Source organism: Microbacterium tumbae (genome assembly GCF_054780175.1).
This window is the reverse complement of the sequence record NZ_BAAGWV010000002.1, coordinates 874577-891576: the sequence shown is the minus strand read 5'-3', so window position 1 is coordinate 891576 and position 17000 is coordinate 874577. Positions and strand designations below refer to the sequence as shown.

Annotated in this window: 14 protein-coding genes; 11 read left to right on the top strand and 3 right to left on the bottom strand. The window is 70.6% G+C overall.

Annotated elements, in window-relative coordinates; all coding sequences use genetic code 11:
• Window positions 1–2: 2 nt before the first annotated feature.
• Complete coding sequence (locus ACYVGQ_RS11635; protein WP_460784769.1) at window positions 3–1349, bottom strand: flavin monoamine oxidase family protein; 1347 nt, start codon at window positions 1347–1349, stop codon at window positions 3–5.
• A gap of 132 nt (window positions 1350–1481) precedes the next feature.
• Here ACYVGQ_RS11635 and nusA point away from each other — a divergent pair, with 132 nt between their 5' ends.
• The 5 genes from nusA (at window position 1482) to ACYVGQ_RS11610 (ending at window position 8368) form a co-directional block, all read left to right on the top strand.
• On the top strand, window positions 1482–2468 hold the full coding sequence (gene nusA / locus ACYVGQ_RS11630; protein ID WP_460784768.1) for a transcription termination factor NusA: 987 nt from the start codon (window positions 1482–1484) through the stop codon (window positions 2466–2468).
• Window positions 2469–2512: 44 nt separating this feature from the next.
• Window positions 2513–2767, top strand: coding sequence for a YlxR family protein (locus tag ACYVGQ_RS11625; RefSeq protein WP_460784853.1), 255 nt, complete (start codon window positions 2513–2515; stop codon window positions 2765–2767).
• Between the two features lie 94 nt (window positions 2768–2861).
• Entirely contained in the window at window positions 2862–5588 is a 2727-nt protein-coding gene (gene infB, locus ACYVGQ_RS11620) for a translation initiation factor IF-2 (RefSeq protein WP_460784767.1), read from the top strand.
• A gap of 61 nt (window positions 5589–5649) precedes the next feature.
• Window positions 5650–6081, top strand: a complete 432-nt coding sequence (gene rbfA, locus ACYVGQ_RS11615; RefSeq protein ID WP_460784766.1) for a 30S ribosome-binding factor RbfA — start codon at window positions 5650–5652, stop codon at window positions 6079–6081.
• A 91-nt stretch (window positions 6082–6172) separates the two neighbouring features.
• A complete protein-coding gene (locus ACYVGQ_RS11610) occupies window positions 6173–8368 on the top strand; it encodes a helix-turn-helix transcriptional regulator (RefSeq protein WP_460784765.1) in 2196 nt (731 codons plus the stop codon).
• Window positions 8369–8377: 9 nt separating this feature from the next.
• Here ACYVGQ_RS11610 and ACYVGQ_RS11605 read toward each other — a convergent pair whose 3' ends face one another.
• Window positions 8378–9271, bottom strand: coding sequence for an HhH-GPD family protein (locus ACYVGQ_RS11605; protein ID WP_460784764.1), 894 nt, complete (start codon window positions 9269–9271; stop codon window positions 8378–8380).
• A gap of 98 nt (window positions 9272–9369) precedes the next feature.
• Here ACYVGQ_RS11605 and truB point away from each other — a divergent pair, with 98 nt between their 5' ends.
• The 6 genes from truB (at window position 9370) to ACYVGQ_RS11575 (ending at window position 15764) form a co-directional block, all read left to right on the top strand.
• The gene (gene truB, locus ACYVGQ_RS11600) at window positions 9370–10254 is read left to right on the top strand and encodes a tRNA pseudouridine(55) synthase TruB (protein ID WP_460784763.1); all 885 of its coding nucleotides are present in this window, start codon (window positions 9370–9372) and stop codon (window positions 10252–10254) included.
• Window positions 10251–10619 carry a hypothetical protein gene (locus ACYVGQ_RS11595; protein WP_460784762.1) on the top strand — a complete coding sequence of 123 codons (369 nt, stop codon included), beginning with the start codon at window positions 10251–10253 and terminating at the stop codon, window positions 10617–10619. Before truB ends, ACYVGQ_RS11595 begins: the two co-directional genes overlap by 4 nt.
• A gap of 72 nt (window positions 10620–10691) precedes the next feature.
• On the top strand, window positions 10692–11111 hold the full coding sequence (locus tag ACYVGQ_RS11590) for a hypothetical protein (RefSeq protein WP_460784761.1): 420 nt from the start codon (window positions 10692–10694) through the stop codon (window positions 11109–11111).
• On the top strand, window positions 11108–12073 hold the full coding sequence (locus ACYVGQ_RS11585) for a bifunctional riboflavin kinase/FAD synthetase (RefSeq protein ID WP_460784760.1): 966 nt from the start codon (window positions 11108–11110) through the stop codon (window positions 12071–12073). The genes ACYVGQ_RS11590 and ACYVGQ_RS11585 overlap by 4 nt, the downstream gene beginning before the upstream one ends.
• Window positions 12074–12377: 304 nt before the next feature.
• Window positions 12378–14528, top strand: a complete 2151-nt coding sequence (locus tag ACYVGQ_RS11580) for a DEAD/DEAH box helicase (RefSeq protein ID WP_460784759.1) — start codon at window positions 12378–12380, stop codon at window positions 14526–14528.
• 207 nt (window positions 14529–14735) lie between these two features.
• Complete coding sequence (locus ACYVGQ_RS11575; RefSeq protein ID WP_460784758.1) at window positions 14736–15764, top strand: 6-phosphofructokinase; 1029 nt, start codon at window positions 14736–14738, stop codon at window positions 15762–15764.
• 172 nt (window positions 15765–15936) lie between these two features.
• Here the strand turns inward: ACYVGQ_RS11575 and ACYVGQ_RS11570 are convergent, their stop codons facing one another.
• Window positions 15937–16908, bottom strand: coding sequence for a hypothetical protein (locus ACYVGQ_RS11570; protein WP_460784757.1), 972 nt, complete (start codon window positions 16906–16908; stop codon window positions 15937–15939).
• Between the last annotated feature and the right edge of the window lie 92 nt (window positions 16909–17000).

The following is a 17000-nucleotide window of genomic DNA, read 5'->3' as shown; positions in this document are numbered from 1 at the left end:
GCTCAGCGCTGCTCTGCGCGCACGATCCCCGCGGCGAACGCCGTCAGGTCGACGGGCGTCCCGAGCACCCGTTCGGCGGCCCTGCGCCCCGAGGCGAACGCCCCGGTGACCGTCGCCGGATCCTCTCCCCAGGTGGCCTCTCCCGCGAAGTGCAGCACCCCGTCGACGGGCTCAGCCAGCCCGTCGACGTCCTCGTGCGCGGCGCCGACGGCGAGATAGGAGTACGAGCCCTCGGTGAACCTCTCGTGCCCCCAGCGCGTGATCCAGTGCGCCGTCGGATCCGGCACCGCATCCCCGTAGAGTCGCCGCAGCGCCGCCACGACGTCGGTCACGGTCGCGGCGTCCGTCCACTCCTGGACGCGCCGTCCGAAAGGCCCGGCGGCGAACGTCAGCAGGGTCGGGCGCCCGCTCACGGCGGAGACGTCGTACCAGGAGTGCCAGTGCTCTCCGGCCTCGCCGAGCGCGCGGATCGCGTAGCTGCTCTCGTCCCAGAACCGCTCGGGGAACTGCAGGAAGATCTTGTTGAAGACCCCCATGCCCAGGCGGGCGATCGGGCCGGCGACGGCGTCCGGCAACGCGGGGGAGAAGACGATCGCGCCGGACTTGAGCACCCCGAGCGGCACGGTGACGACGACCGCGGTCGCCCTGAATGCGCCGCGATCGGTCGTCACGACCACGCCGTCGTCGCCGTAGGCGACGTGCGTCACCACGTGCTGCAGCCGCACGTCCAGCCCGGCGCCGACGCGCCGGGGGATCTCGTCGTAGCCGCGGGGGAAGATCACCTCGTCGCCCTCGATGGCGTCCTCGTCCAGTCCATGCGCGTCCAGGTCGCCGATCCAGGCCCCGCACTGCTCCTCGACCCGATGGCGGAAGAACTCGCGGATATCGTCGATCCGCCCGGCATCCAGGCCGGAGCGGTCGAGCGCCCGCTCTGCGACGTCGAGATAGGCGTCGCCGGGCGAGGACGCCGCGATCTCCTCGACCAGGATCGCGTCCGCACGCGCGACGTCAGCCACCCACTGCGCGGCGGCCGCCTCGTCCAGAGGCCGGCCTTCGCCGTCGAAGTTCTCGATCGGGCGCCCGCCGGCCTGGAAGGTCCCGACGGTGTACTCGATCGTGGGGATGCCCAGAGCCTGCGCGAGATCCCAGAGCGGCTCGTCCTGGATGCCGTGGATCCAGGAGGCGCCGAGATCGACGGGGAAGGCGCTCGTCCGATCCGTGTTCATGCGCCCGCCGACACGGTCGCGCGCCTCCAGAACGACGACGCGCTGTCCGGCGTCCGCGAGCATCCGCCCGGCCGTCACGCCGGACACGCCCGCGCCGATCACGATGGTGTCGAAGGTGGTCATCGATCCTCCTCGGGCTCAGAGCCGGCCGCGTACGACGGTCGTCGTGGCACGCGGCATCAGGCACAGGGTATCGTTGTACGGATGCCGGGCGTGTGAATCAGCGCGGCGGGAGAGCTGAATAGGGAGGCCGTTATGGATATCGAACTGGGGCTGCTGCGCGGGATCGAGAAGGAGAAGGCGATTCCCTTCGACGAACTCGTCGCGATCATCGAGCAGGCCGTTCTCACGGCCTACGGCAAGCACGTCTCCGCCGACGGCGCCGTCCCCGACGGCGTGCGCGTCGAGCTCGACCGCAGGACCGGCCACGTCGCCGTCCTTCAGCCGGTCACCGACGAGGAGGGCGCGGTCATCGGCGAGGAGGACGCCACTCCCGACGATTTCGGCCGCATCGCGGCCTTCGCCGCCAAGCAGGTGATCAGCCAGCGGCTGCGCGACATCGCCGACGACGCCGTGCTCGGCGAGTTCCGCGGCAAGGAGGGCGACATCGTCGCCGGTGTGGTCCAGCAGGGGCCGAACCCCCGGATGATCCACGTCGACCTCGGCTCGGTCGAGGCGATCCTGCCTCCCGAGGAGCAGGTCCCCGGCGAGGACTACGCGCATGGATCGCGTCTGCGCGTCTACGTCACCAGTGTGGCGAAGGGACTGAAGGGCCCCCAGATCACGGTGTCCCGCACGCACCCGGGCCTGGTCCGCAAGCTGTTCGCCCTCGAGGTCCCGGAGATCGCCGCCGGCCTGGTGGAGATCGTGTCCCTCGCCCGCGAGGCCGGCCATCGTACGAAGATCGCCGTCACGGCGAACGACCCGTCGATCAATGCCAAGGGAGCGTGCATCGGCGAGCTCGGCCGCCGCGTGCGCGCCGTGACGGAGGAGCTGGCGGGCGAGAAGATCGACATCGTCGATCACAACGCCGACCTCGCGACCTTCGTCGCGAACGCGCTGTCGCCCGCCAAGGTGACCAGCGCCTTCGTGCTGGACCCAGGCACCAAGGCCGTCCGCGCCCTGGTGCCGGACTATCAGCTCTCGCTCGCGATCGGCAAGGAGGGCCAGAACGCCCGACTCGCCGCGAAGCTCACCGGCGCCAAGATCGACATCCAGCCCGACAGCATCCTTGACGAGTGACCCGGGCCGCCGACGTCATCCGGTGCGCGGGACTGAGGTGTAAGATGGAACCCGTACGAACGTGTGTCGGCTGCCGTGCACGTGCCTCCCGGTCCGCTCTGCTCAGAGTGGTGGCCCAGGACGGCGTCCTCATCCCCGATGAGAGCGCTGTGCTCCCGGGGAGGGGCGCGTGGGTGCATCCGACGCAGGAGTGCCTGGACAAAGCCATCGCGCGCCGGGCCTTCGCACGAGCACTTCGTGTCACAGCAATGCTGGACACGCGGACCATCGAACAGTACCGCCGAGGAAACAAAGGCTGAACGGCTATGGAAACAAAGTGAACGGCTCGAAATGAGACCCGTCCGCGACTAGTGGTCCGCCCTGTCTGGGTGGACCGACCCAGACAGGAGAATTGTGGCTGCCAAACCACGTGTGCATGAGATCGCCGCTGAACTCGGCGTCGACAGCAAGCTCGCACTCGCGAAGCTCAAGGAGCTCGGCGAGTTCGTGAAGAGTCCCTCATCGACCATCGAACCGCCGGTGGCGCGGAAGCTCCGTGCCGCCATCGAGGCCGACGGGGCCGCCAAGCCCGCGCCCAAGACCGACGGCGCACCGGCCAAGCCCGCGGTGTCCAGGCCCGCCGCCTCGTCGGCGCCGACCCCCGGGCCCAAGCCCGGCCCGAAGCCCGCACCCGTCGCCGAGCCGTCCGCGGCGGAGGCGCCGGCTGCGCCCGCTCCCGCAGCGTCGAAGCCCGCGGAGAAGACATCCGCCAAGCCCGCGGAGAGCGCGGCGCCGACGCCGGGCGCCCCCCGTCCGGGCAACAACCCCTTCGCATCCGCTCAGGGCATGGGCCAGCGCCCTGCAGGCCCCCGTCCGGGCAACAACCCCTTCGCATCCGCTCAGGGCATGGGCCAGCGCCCGACGCCCGGCAACATCCCCCGCCCGCAGGCGCCACGTCCCGGCGCTCCTCGTCCTGGTGCACCGCGTCCCGGTTCGCCACGCCCCGGAGCCCCGCGCGGCGGTCAGGGCGGTCGTCCCGGTGCTCCGTTCCAGCAGCGCCCAGGCGGTCCAGGTCGTCCCGGCGGCGCAGGTGCGGGCGGCGGCTTCCAGCGTCCGGGCGGAGGCGCCCCCGGTGGCGGCTTCGCAGGTCGCCCGGCCGGCGGCGGCGGCCGTGGCCGCGGCCCAGGCGGTGGAACCGCAGGAGCCTTCGGAAAGGGAGGCGGCAAGAGCAAGCAGCGCAAGTCGCGGCGGGCGAAGCGGCAGGAGTTCGAGATGCGGTCGGCGCCGGTCGTCGGCGGCGTCAACGTCCAGAAGGGCAACGGCGAGACGATCCGTCTCCGTCGTGGCGCCTCCATCGCCGACTTCGCGGACAAGCTCGAAGCTCTCAACGGCTACACCGTCCAGCCCGGCACCCTGGTGACGATCCTCTTCAACCTCGGCGAGATGGCCACGGCCACCGAGTCGCTGGACGAGGCCACGTTCGAGGTGCTCGGCGCCGAGCTCGGCTACAAGATCCAGATGGTCTCGCCCGAGGACGAGGACAAGGAGCTCCTCGAGGGCTTCGGCCTCAATCTCGAGCAGGAGCTCGCGGAGGAGAGCGAGGACGACCTCGAGATCCGTCCGCCGGTCGTCACCGTCATGGGCCACGTCGACCACGGCAAGACCCGCCTGCTCGACGCGATCCGCAAGACCAACGTCATCGAGGGCGAGGCCGGCGGCATCACCCAGCACATCGGCGCCTACCAGGTCTGGACCGAGCACGAGGGCATCGAGCGGGCCGTCACCTTCATCGACACCCCGGGCCACGAGGCGTTCACCGCCATGCGCGCCCGTGGCGCCCAGGTCACCGACCTCGCGATCCTCGTGGTCGCCGCCGACGACGGCATCATGCCGCAGACGGTCGAGGCCCTGAACCACGCCCAGGCGGCGAACGTGCCGATCGTGGTCGCGGTGAACAAGGTGGACAAGCCGGAGGCCAACCCGGCCAAGGTGCGCCAGCAGCTCACCGAGTACGGTCTGGTCGCCGAGGAGTACGGCGGGGACGTCATGTTCGTCGACGTGTCCGCTCGTGCAGGCACAGGCATCCAGGAGCTCCTCGACGCCGTCCTGCTGACGGCCGACGCGGGCCTGGACCTCACCGCGAACCCGAACAAGGCCGCTCGCGGCGTCGCCATCGAGGCGAAGCTCGACAAGGGCCGCGGCTCGGTCGCGACGGTGCTCATCCAGTCCGGAACGCTCCGGGTCGGCGACGCGATCGTCGCAGGCACCGCCTACGGCCGGGTGCGCGCCATGGCGGACGAGAACGGCGAGGCCGTCCTCGAGGCCTACCCGTCGCGTCCTGTGCAGGTGCAGGGTCTGAACTCCGTGCCCCGCGCCGGTGACGTGTTCATCGTCACCGAAGAGGACCGCATGGCCCGTCAGATCGCGGAGAAGCGCGAGGCTGTCGAGCGCAACGCGCAGCTGGCCAAGGCCCGCAAGCGCATCTCGCTCGAGGACTTCACCCGTGCTCTCGAGGAGGGCAAGGTCGAGACCCTCAACCTCATCATCAAGGGCGACGTGTCCGGTGCCGTCGAGGCGCTGGAGGAGTCGCTGCTCAAGATCGAGGTGGACGACTCGGTCCAGCTGCGCATCATCCACCGCGGCGTCGGTGCGATCACCGAGTCCGATGTCAACCTCGCCACGATCGACAACGCGATCGTGATCGGCTTCAACGTCCGCCCGGACGCGAAGGCCCGCGAGGCGGCGTCCCGTGAGGGCGTGGACATCCGGTTCTACTCGGTCATCTACAACGCGATCGACGAGATCGAGAACTCCCTCAAGGGCATGCTCAAGCCGGAGTTCGAAGAGGTCCAGTCGGGTGTCGCCGAGATCCGCGAGGTGTTCCGCTCCTCGAAGTTCGGCAACATCGCCGGTGTCATCGTGCGGTCGGGGACGATCACGCGCAACGCCAAGGCACGCGTCATCCGCGACGGCGTCGTCATCGCCGATGGCCTCGCCATCGAGTCGCTGCGCCGCTTCAAGGACGACGTCACCGAGGTCCGCACGGACTTCGAGGCCGGTATCGGACTGGGCAAGTACAACGACATCCAGATCGGCGACGAGATCGAGACCACCGAGATGATCGAGAAGCCGCGCGGCTGATCTCGACACATCGATGAGGGGCGCCTGCGGGCGCCCCTCAGTCGTCACAGAGGAGAAGGAAATGGCCGGAGAACGACAGGCACGCCTCGCGGATCGCATCCGCGTGATCCTCGCCGAGCGTCTCGAGAAGGGGCTGCGGGATCCGCGTCTGGGATTCGTGACCATCACAGACGTGCGCGTCTCGGGCGACCTCCAGCACGCCAGCGTGTTCTACACGGTCCTCGGCTCCGAGGAGGAGCGGGTGGCCAGCGGCGCCGCGCTGGCCTCGGCGACCGGGATGCTGCGCAGCGAGGTGGGGCGACAGCTGAGCACGCGGCTCGTGCCGACGCTGGAGTTCATCCCGGATGCGCTGCCCGAGAACGCCGATCACATCACGGCGCTGCTGCGCGAGGCGCAGGAGCGGGATGCCGAGGTCGCCAGGCTCGCCTCGACGGCCACGCACGCCGGTGAAGCCGATCCCTACCGCGCCGACGAGGAGCGCGAAGAGGCCTGAGCGGCACACGTACCCTCGTGCGCTGGGCAAACGTTTGCTAGCCTGATCGCGCCGTCGCGATGACGTGACGGCGCTTCGGGGGGAGCAGGACGTGGCCGGATCGAGGGCAGCGCTCGGGCGTCGCCGTGCCGCCGCGGATGACACCGGGGTCGAGGATCTTCTCGACGACCTCGCATCGCTCGGCGTCGAGACTGCGCCGCATGTCGCGGCGGAGCTGCATCGGGAGCTCGGCGGCGATGGGCCGACGATCCGCGAGGTCGCCTCGACGCTGACCCCCGCGCAGCGGGCCGGCTCGAGGGCCCTGCCGGAGCCCCTGCCCTGCGTCCCGCCGATCTCCGCGGTGTACTCGCAGCTGTCGCTGACCGTCGAGGATCACGAGACGCTGCTGCTGGCGAGCCTGAGCACGGACTCCAGCGTCGGCACTCTGCTGGCCGCAGCCGGGCGCTCACCGGCCGACCTGCTGACGTCTTCGCTGTCCGCTCACCTCCTCGTCGCCGCGGGGCGGTTCGCCTGGAGGGATCCGCGGTTCAGGGTGTGGATGCTCGGCACATCGCCCGCAGAGCGGCAGAACGCCGCCCATGAGCGCCTCAGCGTCGTGCATGCGCTGCAGGGAGACGAGGTCAGAGCCGCATGGCACCGGGCCCGTGCCGCCCTCGTGAAGCGGCCAGAGACCGTAGCCGTCCTGCTGCCCGTGGCGCGACGGCTCTCCGAGGACGGGGAACTGGACAGCGCGTTCCGCGTCGCGACGGAGGTGTTCGATCATGCCGGAGGCGAGGAGGCCGATGCCGCGCGACTGATCGCGGGCACCGCGGCTCTCGGCAGCGGACGCGTCGAGGACGCCGTGGACTGGCTCGGCAGCCTGTTCTCGTCCGCATCCGCGGCGTCGACGGAGGAGGCGATGGCGGGCCTGATCCTCGCCGAGACGCTGGCCGCGGGGGTTCTGCCGATGCAGGATCCGGCCGAGCGTCGTCCCCGAGGCGGGGACGAGCGGGCCTGGACGTCCTGGGGGAGGGCCGCGGCGATGGCGGCCGTGCTGTGCGCGGAGCGGCAGGCGATCCCTGCGATGCGCACCTGGCTGCAGGAGGCGCGCGAGGCGGATGTCAGGGCACAGGCTGACGGCGCCATCCGAGACCCGGCCGTGGCCCTGTGCTGGCTGCTGAGCCGCGAGGGGCGGGTCTCGGAGGAGGCTCCGGCCACGATGTCGCAGAGCATCGCCTCGGCCGTCGGCGCTGCCCTGGACGGAGACGTCGAAGGGGGACTGGAGATGCTCGCCGTGTCCGATGCGATGCCGCCGCAGATCTCCGACCCGTTCCTCGCCGGCACGGAGCAGAGCCCGCTGTCGGCGGCGTACCGCGCCGTGACCGAGGTGCTGCTGCGCATCTGGCAGGGCGATATCGCGACCGCGCGGGAACGGCTTCTGCACGCCGCGGCACGATGGCCGGTCGCCCTGCCGTACGCCGGACTCGGCGCTCACCTCGCGCGCCGGCTCGATCTCGCCGTCCACGGCAGGCCCGCCGGGCTGTCCCTGTCGCTCACCGCCTCTCTCCCGCCGGGCATCCGCCTCGACTCACAGGTGGATCTGGCCATCGAGGCCTATCTCGCCGGAGCGGTGGAGGATGCGGCCGACCACGCCAGGATCTGGCACGATCGTGGCGCCCCGGCGCCGGTCCTCACCGACGGTGGAATCGACGAGGTCGGTCCGCACATGGCGAACGACGATGCCGTCGAACCCGGCGAGGCGGCGCGCGCCCGCCTCCTGTGCCATCGGATCCGCGGCACGGTCCCGGCGGCATGGCAGCACGAGTACGCCGACATCGCAGAGCAGTCCCGTCAGATCCGCTCGCCGTTCCGCCGCGGGCGGGTCGAGGCGCTGCTCGGCACCACCTGCGTGATCCGGGGCGATCGGGCGGCGGGACGGCGTCATCTGCGGATGGCGAGGCGGCTGTTCGCGGACGCCGGCGCCGACGCCTGGCGCATCTCGGTCGAGGCGCGCCTGGCGAGGCTGGGCGACCGCCTCGGAGACGCGTGCTCCGCAGCCCCGGCGTCGGCGAGTGCGCTGGATCCGCTCGCCGCCTGCCGTGCGGCGTGGTCGGACGTGCTGACGCAGCGCGAGCTGCAGGTGGCGATGCTCATCGTGGGCGGGGCGGCGAATCGCGAGATCGCGGAACGCCTGGATCTGTCGATCCGCACCGTCGAGGTCCACGCCGGACACGTGTTCGGGAAGCTCGATGTCCGCGGGCGCGTGGAGCTGACGGTCCTCGCACACCGGACGAATCAGCACATCTGAGGCCTGCGGTCAGGCGGGCAGGGCCAGCATCCCGTCCGACGCCTCGGCGAGCCCGTCGGCGATGAGGGAATCGATGGCCCGGTCCCGCTGCGCGGCATCCGGCCAGTCCGGGATCACGGCATCCGCGTCGATCGGCCGGCCGGCCGTGCGCAGCGCGCGCAGCACGGCGCCGCGCGCCTGCCGATCGGAGCCCTCGTATCTCGCCTGCTTGCGGCGGGTGTCCTCGCCCTCCGGGCGTCCGGCAGCCAGCCATCGGCATTCGCCCGCCAGCGGGCAGCTCTCGCAGCGCGGGGCGCGCGCCGTGCAGATCACGGCGCCGAGCTCCATCATCGCGGCGTTGAAGAGCGCCGAGCCGGCATCCGACGCGGGCAGGAGCGCCGACATCGCCTCCAGATCGCGTCGCGACGGCGGACCAGGCTGCGCCGCGCCGTCGATCGATCTGGCGAGCACGCGTCGGGTGTTGGTGTCGACGACGGGATGATGCTCGCCATACGCGAAGACCGCCACGGCGCGTGCGGTGTAGTCGCCGATGCCGGGAAGGGCCAAGAGCGCTGCGACGTCAGAGGGGACGATTCCGTCATGCCGGTCGGTCACCGCCTTCGCGGCGGCGTGCAGCCACAGCGCGCGGCGCGGGTAGCCGAGGTTCGCCCATTGGGTCACGACCTCCGCGGGCGAGGCCGCGGCCATGTCGGCCGGCGTCGGCCAGCGCTCCAGCCATGCCTCGAGGTGCGGGATCACGCGGGCGACCGGCGTCTGCTGCAGCATGAATTCGCTCACCAGCGTCCCCCACGCCGCGTAACGGCGATGGAACTCCGGACGGCGCCAGGGAAGATCCCGTGCGGCGGTGCGATACCACTCCGACACCGCGGCGAGCGGCGCGGGGGATGTCGATGTCGGAGCCACCAGGTCAGCCTAGACGGCGGTGACGGCCTCGGCGCGAGAGGAGACCGCAGGCGAGGACCGCGGCTGGACCGGCCCGCCGTCATCGGTAGGCTGGGGGGATGGTCTCCCCAGGCATCCTGCTCGTCGACAAGCCGGGCGGCCTGACCAGTCATGACGTCGTCGCCCGTACGCGCCGTGCGCTCGGGACCCGCAAGATCGGACACGCGGGCACGCTCGATCCGATGGCGACCGGTCTGCTCGTGATCGGAGTCGAGGCCGCGACGCGCCTGCTCACCTACATCGTGGGAGCCGACAAGACCTACCTGGCCACGATCCGGCTCGGCCAGAGCACGACGACGGACGACGCCGAGGGGGAGATCACGGGGTCCGCGGATGCCTCCGCCGTTCCCGCGGATCGCATCGACGCCGGCATCGCCGCCCTCACCGGGGTGATCTCCCAGGTTCCCAGCGCCGTCTCGGCCATCAAGATCGACGGCAGGCGCGCCTACGACCGGGTGCGTGCAGGAGAGCAGGTGCAGCTCGCCGCACGCGAGGTGACGGTGTCCCGCTTCGACGTCGAGGGCCGCAGGGCCGGCGACGGCGTGCTCGATCTGGACGTCGTCGTCGACTGCTCGTCGGGGACGTACATCCGTGCGCTCGCGCGCGACCTCGGGGCGGCGCTCGGCGTCGGCGGGCATCTCACGGCGCTGCGTCGCACGAGGGTCGGCTCCTTCGACGTCGCGGATGCCGTGGGCGTCGACGCGATCGAGGGGACCCGCATCCTCGCGCCCGCCGAGGCGGCGGGCATGATCCTGCAGCGGCTCGACGTCACGGCCGACGAGGCGCGGGATCTGCGACACGGCAAGCGCCTCCCCGGCGCGGCGCCCAGGCTCGACGGCGTGCGCGCGGCCGCCGTCGACGCGGACGGGCTTCTCGTCGGCATCGTCGAACGGCGCGGCGCGGACCTGAAGAGCGCGATGAACATGCCGGAGCGCAACTCATGATCCCGTGGCTCACCATCGTGCAGATCGTCGTGGCGGTCGCCGCCGGGCTGTTCTGCCTCGGCGCCGGGCTCCTCGGCAGGCGTCCCAGCGACTTCAGCGTGGGGGCCCTGGCCCTCGTCGAGCTGCTCCTCGTGGTCCAGGTCGTCGTCGCGATCGTCGCGCCGTTGGCCGGCAATCCGCCGACGGGAGACCTGCTGGAGTACTGGGTCTATCTGGTGTCCGCGGTGCTGCTGCCGGTCGGCGGCGTGATCTGGGCGCTCATGGAGCGCAGCAGATGGAGCACGGTGATCCTCGGCGTGGTCGCCCTGGCGATCGCGATCATGGTGTGGCGCATGCACGTGATCTGGACCATCCAGATCGCCTGATCGCGATGAGGGTCCCCGCGTGACCGCGCGCGGCATCCGCAGGTCTCCGGCGCACCTAAACTGGTAGGCGCTATGAGCAACTCCGTCACCCGCGCCAAGATGACCGGCATCGGCCGTGTCCTCGTGATCGTCTACGCCGTCATGGCCCTGGCGGCGACGGGACGCAGTCTCGTGCAGATCGTGCAGCGTTTCGATGAGGCGCCGCTGAGCTACGGCCTCTCCGCCGTCGCCGCCGTCGTCTACATCCTCGCGACCCTCGCTCTCGTGCTCTCGGCCCGACGCGGCTGGTACACCGTCGCCTGGGTCGCGATCGTGTTCGAGCTGACCGGAGTGCTCGTCGTCGGCACTCTGAGCCTCGTGCTCCCCGAGCTGTTCCAGCACGAGACGGTGTGGTCGCTGTACGGCCGCGGCTACGTCTTCGTCCCGCTCGTGCTGCCCGTGGCCGGCCTGTGGTGGCTGCGCACGCACCGCCCGGGGAAGGCCGCGGCATGATCGTCTTCCGCGATCCCGCGGATATCCCGGCGGACTTCGGCCCGTCGGTCGTCGCGATCGGCAAGTTCGACGGGGTCCACGCCGGTCATCGTGCGGTCATCGCGCGGCTGATCGAGGATGCCGAGACCACCGGTGCGCGCTCTGTCGCCGTCACCTTCGATCGCAATCCGCTCGCCGTCATCCGTCCCGAGCGATGCCCGGACAACGTCGTCAGCACGGAGCGCAAGCTCGAGCTGCTCGGCGAGCTCGACCTGGATGCGGTCCTCGTGCTCACCTTCGACGCGGAGATGGCCGGGCGTGAGGCGACCGCCTTCGTCGAGGAGATCCTCGTCGACGCGCTGAAGGTCGAGACCGTCCTCGTCGGCGAGGACTTCCGGTTCGGTCGGGGAGGAGCAGGGGACCCCGCGCTCCTGCGCGAGCTCGGTCCGAGGTTCGGCTTCACGGTCGACGTCGTCGAGGAGGTCTTCCTCCCCGGCTCCGACCGGCGCGTGTCGTCCAGCTGGATCCGCGAGCTGCTCGCCGCGGGCGACGTCAGCACCGCCGCCGAGGTCCTCGGTCGTCCCGTCGACCTCCGAGGAGAGGTCGTGCACGGCCTCAAACGCGGTCGCGAGCTCGGATTCCCGACGGCGAACCTGTCCGAGACGGTCGACGCGCTCGTGCCGGCGGACGGCATCTACGCCGGATGGCTGACCGATCACGACACGGGGGAGAGCTACCCGGCCGCGGTGTCCGTCGGCACGAATCCGACCTTCGACGACGTCCCGGTCCGTCAGGTGGAGGCGCATCTGCTCGATGTGGACGGGCTGGACCTGTACGGTCACGACGTCACCGTGCGCTTCACTGCGCGCCTGCGCGGCATGGTCGCCTTCGAGGGGATCGAGAAGCTCAAGGATCAGATCGCGGCGGACGTCAGGGACGTCAGGGCGCTGCTCGCCGCCGATCCGGAGGGCATGACGCGCTGACCGGCATCCGGCGGAAGGGGTCCCCTGCGCACCCGCATCCCCTGCGCGCCGTGCACGTTCCTCCGCCGGCACGACGCCCTCCGCCGGCGCATCCGCGATCCGCGCCGCGCCGATGCGCACGCAGCGACGTCCGCATCCGTGCCGATGGCGTAAAATAGGCTTAGGTTCCGCGAGCGTCCAGTTCCGATGGGCGCGGCCGGAGCCGGGCAGCACGTCCGCAGGGTCCTGGCTGGCGCCACACGCGGATATCGAGAACGGCTCGGACGCCATCTGCGGCGCTCCGGGATTCACGCTCAGGAGGAGCATGCCGACTACGGCAACCGCCGCCACGCGGCGAAGGAAGACGTCCCGTCGAGACGACGAGGCACCCCTGATCCCGATCCTCGCGCGCAAGGTCCGCGAGGTCGAGGCGAAGGCCCAGCGCGGGAAGCTGGGGCCCACGAACCGGGTCAAGTTCCAGGTGATCGCGTTCCTCGTGCGCGAGGAGCGTGCGAGGGTGAAGGCCGACGCCCAGATCGCCGATGCGGCGCGCGCCGAGCTGCTCAAGCGTCTCGACGGCGTCGCGACGATCCTCGCCAAGACGGCGGCTCGCGACACCTCTCTCATCCAGCTGCTCGAGGCGGACTCCGCGACGACCCCGGTCGCCAAGCGCATGCGCCGCGACTGGCTGTTGGAGTCGGGTGCGGAGCTCGCCCCCGAGGAGCTCATCATCGCCGACGTGGTTCCCGTCATCCAGGTGCCGACCGTGGTGCCGGCCGCGGCCGCTGAACGTCAGGTGACCCCGCCCTCCGTGGAGTCGCGGCAGCTCGCGAGCCCTTTCCTCGCTCCTGATCTGACGCCGCGACCCGCGACGACGCCGCGCCGCAGACTGGACGGCTGGGAGCTGATGGGCCCGCTCTACAAGGCGTTCGAGACCGGGGCGGGCGGCGCGTCGGCGAGCATGGAGCTGCCGCCCACGCCCGAGTTCGACCACGTCTCGCCCAAGGGCCTCGAGGTCATGGCGCATCAGTCGCGGTTCCTCGAGGCGGTGCGTGCCGGTCACCGCAGCTTCCTGCTCGCGGACGAGCCCGGTCTCGGCAAGACGGCGCAGTCCGCCCTCGCGGCATCCGTCGCCGGCGCCTACCCGCTGCTGGCCGTCGTGCCGAACGTCGTGAAGATGAACTGGGCGCGCGAGGTCGAGCGATGGACGCCGCAGCGCCGCGCGACGGTGATCCAGGGCGACGGCGGCGACATCGACGCCTTCGCAGACGTGTTCATCGTCAACTACGAGATCCTCGACAGGCATCTCTCGTGGCTCGGCTCGATCGGCCTGCGGGGCATGGTCGTGGACGAGGCGCACTTCATCAAGAACCTCACCTCGCAGCGTTCGCAGAACGTCCTGGCGCTCGCCTCGCGCGTCCGTGCTCAGACGCCGGGCGGAGACCCGCTCATGCTGGCGCTCACCGGTACGCCGCTGATCAACGACGTCGAGGACTTCGACGCGATCTGGCGGTTCCTGGGCTGGACCACCGGCGACAAGCCGGGACCGGAGCTCATGGAGAAGCTCGACGCCACCGGGCTCACTCCCGCGGACAAGGCCTTCTATGCGGAGGCGCGGGACGCCGTCATCTCGATGGGCATCGTGCGCCGCAAGAAGAAGGACGTCGCGGCCGATCTCCCGGACAAGCTCGTCGCGGACCTGCCGGTGCAGCTGGACGACGAGTTCGGGCGCGGCATCCGCCAGGCCGAGCGCGAGCTCGGCGCACGGCTCGCCGCGAAGTACCGCCGGATTCTCGAGGCCAGGGGAGACCGCGGCCTCGCCCCAGGCGAGATCGACGACGACATCGTCCGCCTCGTCGCCCACAATGAGCTCGAGGAGTCCAAGGCCGCGGGGACCGGGGGAGACAACGTCTTCACGATGGTGCGCAGGATCGGCCAGGCCAAGGCTCAGCTGGCCGCGGACTACGCCGCGCAGCTGCAGCGCTCGGTCGGCAAGGTCGTGTTCTTCGCGAAGCACATCGACGTGATGGACCAGGCGGAGGCGCACTTCGCCGCCTCCGGCATCCGCTACGTCTCGATCCGCGGCGACCAGACGACGCCCGCTCGCCAGCAGGCCATCGACGACTTCAACGGCGATGACGGCGTCGGGATCGCGGTCTGCTCGCTCACCGCGGCGGGCGTCGGCCTGAACCTCCAGGCGGCGTCGAACGTCGTGCTCGCCGAGTTGAGCTGGACGGCGGCCGAGCAGACCCAGGCGATCGACCGGGTGCACCGCATCGGACAGGACGAGCCGGTCACCGCATGGCGCATCATCGCGGCGCACACGATCGACACCAAGATCGCCGAGCTCATCGATCAGAAGCAGGGTCTTGCAGCTCGTGCGCTGGACGGCGAGGCGGTCGACGAGACCGCGAGCGAGTCGGTGCAGCTGGCGGCTCTCATGCATCTGCTGCGCGAGGCGCTGGGCAGGGAGTGAGGACTGGAAAGAATCTCTGTTCTTGAACGGTTTTCGGATGCATTTTGGGCTGATCGGGCGAAGATCGCTGAGATTGACCGGATCCATGGGTAAGAACGCGGGTTTTCATTGCGGTCGAATGGCGCCGGAGCGTCTTCGACGCTAGGGTCGGAGACGGGCAGCATCGCCTCGTCCCCTCCTCCTACCCGAATGTGTGAAGGCAGCAGCATGAAGATCGGCATCCTCACGTCTGGCGGCGACTGCCCCGGCCTCAACGCGGTGATCCGCGGCATCGTGCTCAAGGGCACCACGGCGTACGACCTCGAGTTCGTCGGTATCCGGGACGGCTGGCGCGGCGTGGTCGAGGGCGACTTCATGCCCCTCACGCGCCACGAGGTGAAGGGTCTCTCGAAGGTCGGCGGGACCATCCTCGGCACCAGCCGCACGAATCCGTACGAGGGGGAGCGCGGGGGCGCCGAGAACATCGCCAAGACGCTCTACGGGCACAAGATCGACGGCATCGTCGCGATCGGCGGCGAGGGGACCCTCGCTGCGGCGGATCGGCTCGCGAAGGACGGCATCAAAGTCCTCGGCGTCCCGAAGACGATCGACAACGATCTCCAGGCGACGGACTACTCCTTCGGATTCGACACCGCGGTCAACATCGCCACGGACGCGATGGATCGCCTGCGCACCACCGGCGACTCGCATCAGCGCTGCATGGTCGCCGAGGTCATGGGGCGTCATGTCGGCTGGATCGCGCTGCACGCGGGCATGGCCGCCGGCGCTCACGTGATCTGCATCCCGGAGGTGCCGATGTCGATCGACGACATCGCCGCCCTCGTCTCGAGCGCGCACGACCGCGGTCGTGCCCCGCTCGTCGTCGTCTCCGAGGGCTTCAAGCTCAAGGGCATGGACGAGGCGTACAGCGACAAGGGACTGGACGCGTTCAACCGCCCGCGCCTCGGCGGCATCGGCGATCAGCTCGCTCCGGAGATCGAGCGGATCACGGGCATCGAGACGCGCGCCACGATCCTCGGTCACATCCAGCGCGGGGGTTCGCCCTCGGCGTTCGACCGGGTGCTGGCGACGCGCCTCGGACTGCATGCCGCCGATGCGATCGTGGACGGCGCATGGGGCCAGATGGTGGCGATGAAGGGCACCGACATCGTCCGGGTGCCCTTCGCGGACGCCCTGGGCGAGCTGAACACCGTCCCGCGCTATCGCTACGACGAGGCCGCGGCGCTCTTCGGCTGACCCCGGCATCTGCCTGCTCCCGGTCACACTTCTGGCGGGGTGGACCGCGTCGATCTCGCCGGTAATGTGCCGCCCTATGCGATGTCGTCACGCTCCGGGCGGCTTTTGAAGGCAAGATCTCGCCCTTCGTGTGCCGGTCTGCGTGGTTTGGTCACGCTCCCGGTGACTTCGGTCAATCGCGGCCGGGCCGCCAGCCCGCGTCGAACAGCGCGCGGCCGACCATGTCGACGGCGACCTGCGGATCGGGGCGCAGATGGTGGCTCAGGACGCGGACGAGCTCCCAATCCGTGTGACGGATCTCATCCCAACGATCGGCGTCACGGGCGAACTGATCGTCGTCGAAGGCGTGCACGCGTCCGTCGTCCTCGCCTCCGACGCGATAGCGCGGCCAGGCGAGGTCCAGGCGCGCGATGAAGCGTCCGCCGAGGTCGCGCAGCCCCCAGTTCACCTCGGGCCGTGGCAGACCGGCGCGCGTGAGGACAAGGCGGAGTCGTGTCTCCTCCGGGCTCTCCGCTCCGGGACGGACCTCGGCGATGGCGCGCAGCAGGGGCGCGCTCCCGTACGCGGATGCCGCGATCTCGGCGCGCAGGTCATCGAGAGCGATCAGCCGGCGGCGAGGCAGCACCAGATGATCGGCGGCGACGATCAGATCGTCGATCGACCATTCCCGGGCGACCTGACGCCACATCCGTGCGGGATGCTCGATCGGGAGCCCGTTCGCCACCCAGCGCGCCGGCGGGCGCGAGACCAGTCGGTGCCCGACGATTCCGGTGCGCCGAGGCATCCCCGCTGGACGGCGAGCCGAGACGTGCAGCTGCAGCTGACCGGTCCGCGTGTACGGGATCGGCGATTCCAGCAGGAGGAGCCCCGTGCTGCCGCTGTAGAACTGGTCGTCGGTGAGGGCGGGGCCGAACTCCTGTGCGCGCCGGAGGAGATCGGCCTTCAGCTGCCGCATCCGCTCGGACGGCGTCCGGTACTCGGCATCGGGCACGGTTCGGACCGCTCGCGGCGCGCGGACGCCCCGGGTGGGGATGACGAGATCGGCGGCACGCAGCCGCGAGCGCGCGACGCCTTCTCCGTGCGCCTCGGCGATGTGGAAGGCGCGTCCGCGCAGCGACGCCGGTAGGGGCTGGGCTCGATTCATGCCCTCCATCCCACCGCACTCCGCCTCACCAAACCGGAAATTGTGGAGGCCGCCTCCCGGCGTCTCCCTGTGCAGGCCGAGTGGTCCGGTCA

Bases quoted from the DNA above. Each gene is read 5' to 3' on its own strand.
- ACYVGQ_RS11635 (WP_460784769.1), bottom strand. From the start codon at position 1,349: ATGACCACCTTCGACACCATCGTGATCGGCGCGGGCGTGTCCGGCGTG.
- nusA (WP_460784768.1), top strand. From the start codon at position 1,482: ATGGATATCGAACTGGGGCTGCTGCGCGGGATCGAGAAGGAGAAGGCG.
- ACYVGQ_RS11625 (WP_460784853.1), top strand. From the start codon at position 2,513: ATGGAACCCGTACGAACGTGTGTCGGCTGCCGTGCACGTGCCTCCCGG.
- rbfA (WP_460784766.1), top strand. From the start codon at position 5,650: ATGGCCGGAGAACGACAGGCACGCCTCGCGGATCGCATCCGCGTGATC.
- truB (WP_460784763.1), top strand. From the start codon at position 9,370: ATGGTCTCCCCAGGCATCCTGCTCGTCGACAAGCCGGGCGGCCTGACC.
- ACYVGQ_RS11595 (WP_460784762.1), top strand. From the start codon at position 10,251: ATGATCCCGTGGCTCACCATCGTGCAGATCGTCGTGGCGGTCGCCGCC.
- ACYVGQ_RS11590 (WP_460784761.1), top strand. From the start codon at position 10,692: ATGAGCAACTCCGTCACCCGCGCCAAGATGACCGGCATCGGCCGTGTC.
- ACYVGQ_RS11585 (WP_460784760.1), top strand. From the start codon at position 11,108: ATGATCGTCTTCCGCGATCCCGCGGATATCCCGGCGGACTTCGGCCCG.
- ACYVGQ_RS11580 (WP_460784759.1), top strand. From the start codon at position 12,378: ATGCCGACTACGGCAACCGCCGCCACGCGGCGAAGGAAGACGTCCCGT.
- ACYVGQ_RS11575 (WP_460784758.1), top strand. From the start codon at position 14,736: ATGAAGATCGGCATCCTCACGTCTGGCGGCGACTGCCCCGGCCTCAAC.
- ACYVGQ_RS11570 (WP_460784757.1), bottom strand. From the start codon at position 16,908: ATGAATCGAGCCCAGCCCCTACCGGCGTCGCTGCGCGGACGCGCCTTC.